2 protein-coding genes are annotated in these 4,296 nt (G+C 42.2%); both read right to left on the bottom strand.

Features of this window, described 5'->3' with window-relative positions; genetic code table 11:
- Positions 1–5 precede the first annotated feature (5 nt).
- The gene (locus E2R68_RS13750; RefSeq protein WP_134278251.1) at positions 6–2,168 is read right to left on the bottom strand and encodes a heparinase II/III domain-containing protein; all 2,163 of its coding nucleotides are present in this window, start codon (positions 2,166–2,168) and stop codon (positions 6–8) included.
- Between the two features lie 2 nt (positions 2,169–2,170).
- A partial coding sequence (locus E2R68_RS13745) for a heparinase II/III domain-containing protein (RefSeq protein ID WP_134278250.1) occupies positions 2,171–4,296 on the bottom strand: 2,126 nt, incomplete at its 5' end.

Raw genomic sequence — 4,296 nt, 5'->3', positions numbered from 1 at the left:
TTTATTTAACGAATAATGTTAACCGGGCCAGTCCAAGTGATTGTTTCACCATTAATAGTAACTTCGCTGGTGGTTACCTCATTTACCCCTACAGCATTGCTTACACACACGTTGATTTGTGTTTCATCATCTAAGTGGATAGCAATAACCGAAGCGACATCATCAGCTTGTAATACTTCAACTGAAGTCACACGTCCACGTGCATTTAAGCTCGCTTCAACGGCTTCATTAAAGTAACCGTGAGTTTCATACACGTTAGCAAATAAATGGTTTGCGGCTTTTTGACGTAAAATGAACATTGGCTCATTACGTAAATTAAAGTCAGGGTCATTCGCACCAGTGCGAGCAAAAATCACTTCGCTGTTGTCATTGGCACTGCTGATAAGTGAATAATAACTGTCGCCCATTAACCATGTTGTTAATGATGAGCCTGCTACTTTACCTTGACCTAAGTTCCACAAGTGTTGGTAACCATGTGCGTCACCCACAGTGCCTAAACGTTTGTGTGTTTGGTATTCAAAGTCAGTACGGATGATTTGACCTTTGTAATGAACCGGGTAATCGTAGCTATGTTGCTCGTCACTTATCATGCGGAATAAATCAATAATCAATGGTTTTTCGAAACCCGCTAATTCCACCATGATAACCGTCCGTTGCTGGTCGATACCAGGGTAGTAATCACGCGCAAATGCACTCATTGCTTGTAGTTTATTATCACCAGACTCATCACCTAAGATAGTGAAGTGTTTCTCACCATTGTGCTGCTGTGCAATCGCAGTACTACCTTGGTTTTGGCTAATACCATCAACCACGACAGTGTTATGAGCAATCGTTTGCTTACAGTAACTTTTGTTCTCAGGAATGTAACGCCCCCCAAACTTAGGCTCAATGTTTACCCAACGTCCATAACCGTAATCGTTAATAAACTCTTGGTTATTATTGAATAAGCTTAAATGTAATCCATCAAAATGACCGTGGTCTAATGCAGAGTGAAGTTTTGCATCACTACCGTGTTGGCCATACCAAAGTAGTGCCATGCTATCGTCTGACTGTGCATCACGATGACGTAAAATAGTCACGCCACCACATTCACCTTCAGCACCATCACTGAGGCTTAAACTACCCCAACTAAAGTTCGCCACATCCGCATTGTTATCTAATGCATTTGATAGTGTTGCACCTGTGTTATGTACCCATACGTGACCTTGATGTTTAGCCATCGCTAATAATGTTTCATTTTGCTCGTAACGGTCAAAACAAATATTAGTCGCCAATAAAATACCTAAATCTTTAATGTCCATCGTACGTGATGAATCATTTAACGCAGGTAATGTGCCATCTGGAAATGCTGTAGACATTACCGCGTAAGCGGTTGTTTTAATCACTTCATCTTTTAATTGGTAGATACCAATCTCAGGTTGACGACGCTCAATGGTTTCAGCAAATAAGAAAATAGGGCGTAGTGAGAAACGATGGTAGTAAGGACCTTCCATGTAGTAACCATCTGGTGAAAACAGTTGTGTTAGCTGTGCAATGAACCCGCCTGACACACTGTCACCTTTAAGACCGTAGATAGCTTTATCTACCGTTGCTTGGTCATTGATAGCATAAGCACAAATACCAGCACTGGCTACAGACCATAAACCGTGATTATGGATAATGTCGAAGTTTTCTGCATAAGTGACCACGAACATTTCCAGCATCACTTTGAACAAGTCATTTTCAATTAACTGTTGTTGTGCATCAGTTAATTCATGGCGAATACACGAGTAAGCACACGATGAATATAACATCCACATGTTCTCATTCAGTGTTTGATGAAATAAACGACCTGGTTTATTTGAATCACGACTGATGTTCAATTCACGGTGTTTATATACTTTTGCATATTCCACTAACATGGTTGTTGCGTAATCTAAGTAACGCTTATCGTCAGTGATAAGGTATAAACGACCCGCTAAATCCAAATGGATATAGTTTTGTTTATGACGGTTATGCTCATAACCGCCAGCTTCACCGTGACCCGGGATTTCAATGCCGATTGGCATGTACGCTTCTAGCGCGTTAATTTCTTCTGCAATAGAGCGTCCAATCAGTGAATCTGCGCCCACGTGTTGGCGTAAGTCAGCTGCTTGCTCATAGCTCATTAATAGTGGTTGGTAACTCATGATTAATCCTCTTTACTGTCTACAGCCACAAAACCTTGGAAGCTGTACGATTGATTATTAAATTCGATAGTGGTTTGGCTGTCTGCTGTTGCAGTGCGGTCATTGTTAACCATCACGGTTAATGCAATCCCTTCACCGATAATATCAACAACGGTTGCTTGTGCATTAAAGCCAACGATATTAACGGTGTGGATTTTACCGCGTGCATCTAAGCTCGCTTCCACCGCTTCATTAAAGTAGCCGTGTGTTTCAATCACGTTAGCAAACAAGCTGTTTTTAGCGTCTTTGCGACGTAATATTAAACTGGTTTCACTGCGTAAGTTAAATGATGGGTCGTTCGCACCAGTGCGCGTAAAGTAAACCGTATCATCACTTGATGCTGCGCCTAACCATGTGTAGTAACTGATGCCTTGTAACCAACTTACTAATGTTGTGTCCTGTGCAGGACCTTCACTTTCATTCCAAAGATGTTGGTAACCCGCATCATCACCCATTGGACACAGCTCTGTGTGTTGCTTGTGTTCAATATTAGTGCGGATGATTTGACCTTGATATTGTAGTGAGTAATCGTATTGATGTGCGGCTTCACTGCTGAGGCGGAATAAATCGATTAATAACGGTTGTGCTAATTGCGCATGCTCAACTAATACCAATGAACGTTGTTGCTCAACACCAGGGTAGAAGTCATCCGCATACGCACTCATCGCTTGCACTTTGCCTTCACCCACAAAGAAATGTGGAATACCGTGCTTGCTATCAGCCGTATCGACATCAAAGTTGTTCTGACAACTTGCATCAACTGACACTAAGTTATGTGCAATGGTTTGACGTGCGTAAGATTTATTTTCATCTAGATAGCGACCACCAAATTTAGGTTCGATATTAACCCAGCGACCAAACCCGTAATCACGTAAGACTTCTTGGTTATTATTAAAGTAAGTCATGCCTAGCGTATCAAAGTGACCGTGGCCCATGCCGTGTTGACCATAGTTCATCACTAATTGGCTAATATCACCCGTTGTCGTTTGCATACGAATAAAACCTTGTGCGCCTTTGTCGCCATCAGGCCCTTCATTTAATTCAACACTTGGTAAACAAGGTAATGCTACCGATGCTTGTGCTTCATAGGCTTGTGATAATGCTGCGCCACAACCGCTTACCCAGATTTGCGCTTGAATTTTAGCGATGCCATACAAGTTCTTATCTTCAGGGTAATGTTTTGCGTATAAGCTCACTGCAATCACCACGCCTTCATCTTTAATGTCCATGCTTTTTGATGAATCATTTAATGAAGGGAATACACCATTAGGGTAAGCCGTTGATAACAGAGATTGAATTGTTTTAGCAATCACTTGGCCTTTAAAGTTAAAGATATCAAGCTCAGGGCGGAAGCGTTGTGTTAACTCAGCTAATAAACAAAGAGGGCGGATAGCGTAACGGTGGTAGTAAGGGCCTTCAATGTAATAACCTGATGGTGCAAATAAGTTGCTTAATTGCGCTAGGAAGCCACCTTGAATATCATCACCCGCTAAACCGTGCAGTGCTAAATCAATGTATTTCTCTTGTCCGATAGCTGCGCCACAAGCGGCTGTTGCTGCAACGGCCCAAACGCCGTGGTTATGAATGCGGTCAAAATCAAAATGGTATTTAACGGTTGCCACTTCTAACATGGGTTCAAATAACTGCCCGACAATGTGTTCACGTTGTGCTTCAGATAACCAATGACTAATACAGCTGTAACCTAAACTCGCATAAAGTAGCCACACATGTTCATTGAGCATTTGGTGGAACAAACGACCTGGTGGGTTGGTATTGCGCTGCACTTGAAAGCCTAACGCTAAGTACTTATCAGCGTATTGAGTTAATAGGTCTGCGGTAAATTTGGCATATTTTTCATCGCCTGTGATAAGGAATAACTTACCGGCTTGGTCGATATATTTATAGTTTTGTTGGTGTTTATTATGCGCGTAACCGCCCGCGGGGCTGTGTCCGGGTACATCAATAGGTTGTGCAAGATAATTATCGGTATCACGAATGAGTGTTGCTAGGCTTTTCCCCATTAACGTGGGTGTGCCGAGCGCTTGTTGTATCGCTTCTATTTCTTGTTTGTCCATGAGTACGGCGTTTG

The organism is Psychromonas algarum, from assembly GCF_004376845.1.
In the GTDB taxonomy this organism is placed as follows: domain Bacteria; phylum Pseudomonadota; class Gammaproteobacteria; order Enterobacterales; family Psychromonadaceae; genus Psychromonas.
This window is presented reverse-complemented; position numbering and strand designations above follow the sequence as displayed.

Excerpts from the sequence above, each read along its gene's own strand:
- E2R68_RS13750 (WP_134278251.1), bottom strand. The coding sequence starts at position 2,168 with ATGAGTTACCAACCACTATTAATGAGCTATGAGCAAGCAGCTGACTTA.